Here is a 5,407-nt window from a genome sequence, read left to right on the forward strand (position 1 = left end):
ACCGCTCGCGTGGGACGGATGGACCTCCAGGTCAGGCGCACGCTGCGGCGCGACCAGGCTTCGGCGTGCTTGAGGAACCCTCGGGAGGAGAGTCACAAGGCCCCGTCGGGTACTCCGACGCCAGGAAGCGGATGCCGAGCATGGCCTCCATGCCTGCCTCCATCCGCCGTTGCAGCTCCACCTCCAGCGTCACGGTGGAGCCGCGCAGCTCGACGTCCCGGCCGTCGGCATCGAGCCGGAACAGCTTTAGGTCGGTCACCAACGTCCCCCTCGTGTGATCTGTACAAGGGGACCAATCGAAACCGTCACAGAGGTATTCCAGGATGGGGGCCGCCGTCGCGGTGACTGCTCGCCGGCGCGGTGAGCCACTGCTGAAAGGTCAGTGGGGAGAGACGCGCGTCAGTCTCAGTGTGGTGTGTCTCAGCTCAAGCCCGGCGACCCCTGCGACATGGCGTTGCCTCGCCTGCTCGCCTTCGCCGAGCCGCTGCCCCTGCGTCAGCCCGATGATGAGGAGAGGCTCGGGGCGATTGTCCACCTTGGCGTTGATGCCGGCCCAGACGAGGTCCTGGAGGTTCTGAGGCGGTGCCCACATCATGAGCCGCTCGGAGCCGGGCCCCTTGATGACGCACTGGGTGGGCTTGATATCGAGCGTGTCGAGGTCGGCTCGCCAGTCCGGGCCCAGGACTTGCCGGGCGATCTGATCGGCCGTCGGGTAACGGCTGAAGGCGTACTTCGCGTTAGGGCCGATGCCGTTGCGCACTCGCGGTAGTTCCTTGACTGGCCCGTCCTTTATCCACACCCGGACCTTCTCCCGGGGAATGAACCGGGCTAGCTTGTCGCCGATCAACGGGTCGTTGACCCACCGCTCGTAACAGCGTGAGCGCTCACGCGAGGACAGCCCGTCCCAGTCGAGTTCCTCGATCTGGCGGTAGACCTCGGAGAGGACCTCCCCCCGGATCTCCTCGTCGATCTCGCTCATCCGGGTTTAACCTCCAAAAACGGCGGGGTTGGGGAACTGCAAACGACTCTCGTCGAGCGCGGTCTCCAGGCTGGCCGCGTCCTTGATCCATTCACGCATCAGGCTTTCGGCGCGCTGGTCCGCGAACTCGAAGCTGGTGCCGCGCTGCGTCAGCCGCAGGATTTCCAGCTCGTCCTCCGCGACCTGTTGGCGAATGTTCATGATGGCCGCGACGCGACGGATGTCGCTGACGAAGTCCAGAACCTCCACGTGCGTCTTCCCGGTGCGCAACCTCAAGCCTCTCCCGAGCTGTTGCACGAAGATCCTACGGCTGTGCGTGACTCGCGCGAAGCAGAGGATGTTGACGTCCGGAACGTCGACTCCCTCGTTAAGGATGTCGACCGCCGTGAGGATCGGCGTCTGCCCGCTGCGGAAGCGCATCAGCCGCGCCTGCCGCTCGCGCCGGTCCAGTCGGGCGTGGACCGCGAGCGCTCCGCGCCACTGGGGGACTTCTCCGAGCAGGGCGGCCATCTGCTCGGCGTGCTCGACGGTGCGGCAGAACACGATCGCACGCGGCTGGGGTGTTCGCTCCCAGACGGTCATGAGTTGTTCGCGGACGGCTTCGTCCCGTTCGGGCAGGAAGAGGCGAGCATTCAGGTCCTTGATCGAGTAGCTGTGCTCGCTGGCTGAGCGGACGAACTCCCAGTCGATGCTGTCGGCGTAGAGCCTGTACCGCACTTCGGACAGGTAGCCGAGTCGCATGCCGTCCTCGATGCCGAGAGTGAAGCTCGGCTCGCCGAACCGATGGCGAATGTCGAAGCGGTCGCCCCGCCACGGCGTCGCCGTCACTCCGAATTGGCGGCTGGCAGAGAGGACGTCGAGCAGCTCGGCGAGCTGCCCGTCCTCGGCCACGTGGTGGGCCTCATCGACCATCACCAGAGCGGGCCTGTAGCCGGCCCGCGCGTAACCGAGGGCGCTCGCCACAGTGGCGCACGTCACCCCTCGCAGGTCGTCGGGGCGGTGATCTCCGGTCAGGAGTTGCGTGCGGACGTCCTTGGGCAGGTGCTGCCAGAGCGCGCGTTCCAGCTGGTCCACCAGGTCCTTGGCCGGGGCGACGACCAGGACCTTGTCGCGGGGATTCCGGCTGAGATGGTGAGCGATCACCTCGCCGCCGACCACCGTCTTCCCCAGGCCGGTGGCCAGCACGAGCAGTGCGCGGTCTGAGCTGTCGAGGTCGTCGAGGACGGCCTGGAGTGCCTGCTCCTGGTAAGCCCGCAAGGTATGGGGCGGAAGGCGCCGGGCAGCGAACCCGTCGTCCGCGTACAAGTCCATGAGTTCGTGACCAGACCACAGCTCCACGCGCATCCCGGCTGCCGCGAGACTTTCGCGGCGCTTGCGGGTGGTAGGTCCGAAGCGGCTGTTCGTCACGACTACGGCGTGGTCCGCTCCGTAGTGGGCCTTGGCATGGAGCACTTCGTCGATCGCGCCGGGCGGCACGGCCGCCCCCGCCTTCCACTTCGCTTGGAAGACCCAGCGCTTCCCCTCCCGGAGCGCCAGGACGTCCCCTCCTTGGTCGTAGGACCCGTCGATGTTGACCACGTCGGTGAAACCCAGGTGGAGCGCGAGGCGCTCCACCTGGCGAGTGAATCCCGACGGCCCAAGGGCGCGCAGGAAGTCCGGGGCCATGAAGGAGGTCGTCACAGATTCACTCCGAGCGGACGATGTTGTGGTCGAGCATGTCGAAGGTGATCCTGGCCAGAGCCAGCTCCAGCCGGGTCTTCGTCCCGGGCTCGGCCAGGAACTCACTCACGACCTCAAGTGGTCGCACGGCCTGCGCCACCTGGCGGTCCTTGATCTCGCTGTCCGACCAGCCGGCCCAGGAGGTCTTGAACACCGCGCCGTCGAGGAAATCGCCCGGGAATACTCGAACGAGCGCCGCGATGCCGGCCGTGTCGAGGTACGCCACGAACGCGCCCTCCTTGACCACCGTCGGCCAGTCGAGGGAGGCGTCAGCCCGACCCGCTTCACGCTCGGCGCGGAGGCGAGCGTCCTCAGGGAGGGCAGCCCACAACTCGGCAGCCTTCAGCGGGACGATCGGCTCCATCAGGGCCCGGACCCGGCCGGTCATTGCCTCGGCCCTCTCCCGCAGTGCGGACTCGGTGACCCGCTGGTCCGGGAACTGCCGGGTGACGTCAGCGAGGACCGCCGTCACCTTCTGCCCATCGGGTTCGAAGGCGTGTAGCGTCTGCGCGATCTCCATCAGCGCGTAGTCGCGCGGGTCGCGCCCGTACTCCCGGAACACTGGGTGCTCGCTATAGACGTAGACCTCCAGGCTGGTTCCGCGCCCCATCCGGGCCAGGGAGGGAACCTGACGTTCCTGATCGTCAAAGAGGGGCACGTGGGTATCGAAGACCGTTACGATCCGCCGCCCCAGGCGAGGAAGGCTCACCTCGCCCGCGAGGTCGAATAGCCGGGTCGAGTCAGCACGGTACCGGGCGAACCGCTGCTCTTCCGTCTCCACCGGCTGTGGCTCGGGCTCAGCCACGGGAGGGACGGGCCGCGCCTCACTGTCGGCATCCGTCTGGCCCCCAGCGCCCAGAGGAGTCAAGCCCGTGCGCCCGGACAACGAGCCGCGAGGCCCGCTGGCGCCGACGGTCGGGCTCGGGGCTCGGCCACCGTTATCGCGAGCCTCGTCGTGGGCGAGTACGGCCGTGAACCAGATCTCGTCCGAGAGGTACTCGGCCTGGCCAGCATGGAACTTCGCGCCCCAGTCGCGGGCCGCCTCGTGCGTCGCCTTGCTGCCGTCGCCAGGGATGAGGCAATCCGTGCCCGGGCGGTTCTCCTGATACCCCTTGAAGATCTCGCCGAGGTGGGAGGTGTTTGGCGGGTAGCCAAGCGCGGCGGCTTTCTTCGGGCGCATCGGGCCCTCACCGCGCAGGGCTGTCACCGCGTACCGCCACTCGCGGCTCTCACGGTTGAAGTCCAGCTTCTGATAGCCCACCGGAACATGGTCGAGGTGGATCTCGCCTACGATGCGTCCCTGGTTGGCCGGAACCTCCACCGGGTACTCCGGGACGAGGGTGCCGTCGTCCGGGTTCTCCCAGGAGAACAAAGAGCGGTCCCCGACCCGGATCTTCCTGCCGTTGCGAAGGAAGTCGATGCCGAAGTCGCTCTCGTGAAGGTACCGCTGGACGCCGATCCAGCCGTGGATACGTCGCTCGCGCAGCTGCAGGTCTTCGCTCTCGCACTGAACGCAACGGTCGAACTCGAGGTCCGGGTTCTGCCAGTGACCACAGTCCATGCAGGCGAGGGCGGGCGCCAGACGGACGTCGACGGGTTTGATCGCCGGGATCTCGCGGCCCTGCCTGGTGACTGTTCGTGATGCCGACCATACGCAGGGGAGTCGGGGTGACACGTTCTTGCCGTTGACCTTGAGCTTGAAGCCGCGCCCGGCCATGGGGCCGTCGGGGACTCCGGGCACGGGGTTCTCACTACGGAGCAGGTAGGAGTACACGCGTCCGAGGTCGGCGCGGATCGCCGCGTGCCGGCGGGGGCGCTTGAGGTCTTCGGCGATCTCGTCCCGGAGGCGGCGGACGACGACCTCCGTGCCGTGCAGCGCGGGATCGTCCTTCGGCTCACGGCGAAGAGGCGACTTGTAGCTGTCGTTGCGGGCGAGCCGCCGCAGGTCGATCTCCACAACCAGCCAGTTGGGGTCTCCCGCGCGGGTCGTCCGTACCTCGGTCAGGTTCCCAAGCCGCGCGGTGGCGATGTTGAAGCCCATGCCGAACAGCCCCAGGCTGCCGTAGCGGCGCTTGCCGCTGTAGCCGGCTCGGAGCGCGTTCTGGAGCATCTCGCGGCTCATACCGCGACCGTTGTCGATCACGCTAACGAAGAGGTCTTCGTCGGTCGGCCTCGGAAGAGTGATCCAGACCTCCCGGGGCTCTCCGCGTGTGAGGTCCGGGTCGGTCAGGAAGTCATCGAAAGAGTTGTCGATCAGCTCAGCCATGCACTGCCAGGGCTTGTAGGGGATGTCCCCCAACGCCTCCAGCAACTGCGGCGAGGGCGTGAGGTCGATCTCCTCAAGGGGCGCTCGCTCGGCGTCGGTCGACAAAGTGTTCCTCCTCGATAGATTGCGCCAGCATGGGCCAGCGGGTATCCGTCAGCTCAACCAAGGCATACACCACGGCACTGACAATCGGGGGTGGTCCCCTACTGATCCGGGCAGCCAGATACAGCCGCAATGGCGGCACGAGCTGGGCGACTTTGTCTGCGGCGTCCTGGATGAGGTTATCCAGGACGGCCGCGTGGCTCGGAGCCCAACTCAGCCGTTGATCACCGCCGAGGGGCGCCGCTCCAGGGCTCCATCAAGTTCCGTGATTGCGTGGAGGGTTGGCGATCAGCCGGTAGGGGCGGGTAGCAGAGCAGGCACGGGGGTTCGTGATCATTGTG

The 5,407-nt window shown here is 67.1% G+C and carries 4 protein-coding genes; all 4 read right to left on the reverse strand.

Annotated elements, in window-relative coordinates:
• Positions 1-31: 31 nt before the first annotated feature.
• The 4 genes from ABZ659_RS35650 to ABZ659_RS35665 all read right to left on the reverse strand — a co-directional run bounded on the left by ABZ659_RS35650 (position 32) and on the right by ABZ659_RS35665 (position 5,069).
• Positions 32-259 carry a hypothetical protein gene (locus ABZ659_RS35650; protein WP_360229116.1) on the reverse strand — a complete coding sequence of 76 codons (228 nt, stop codon included), beginning with the start codon at positions 257-259 and terminating at the stop codon, positions 32-34.
• A gap of 120 nt (positions 260-379) precedes the next feature.
• Positions 380-979, reverse strand: coding sequence for a hypothetical protein (locus ABZ659_RS35655; protein WP_093554499.1), 600 nt, complete (start codon positions 977-979; stop codon positions 380-382).
• A 6-nt stretch (positions 980-985) separates the two neighbouring features.
• On the reverse strand, positions 986-2,659 hold the full coding sequence (locus ABZ659_RS35660) for a DEAD/DEAH box helicase family protein (RefSeq protein WP_360229110.1): 1,674 nt from the start codon (positions 2,657-2,659) through the stop codon (positions 986-988).
• Between the two features lie 4 nt (positions 2,660-2,663).
• On the reverse strand, positions 2,664-5,069 hold the full coding sequence (locus ABZ659_RS35665; RefSeq protein WP_360229113.1) for an ATP-binding protein: 2,406 nt from the start codon (positions 5,067-5,069) through the stop codon (positions 2,664-2,666).
• Positions 5,070-5,407: the final 338 nt, after the last annotated feature.

The organism is Streptomyces sp. NPDC006997, assembly GCF_040635175.1.
Classification (GTDB): domain Bacteria; phylum Actinomycetota; class Actinomycetes; order Streptomycetales; family Streptomycetaceae; genus Streptomyces.

Bases quoted from the DNA above. Each gene is read 5' to 3' on its own strand.
- ABZ659_RS35655 (WP_093554499.1), bottom strand. From the start codon at position 979: ATGAGCGAGATCGACGAGGAGATCCGGGGGGAGGTCCTCTCCGAGGTC.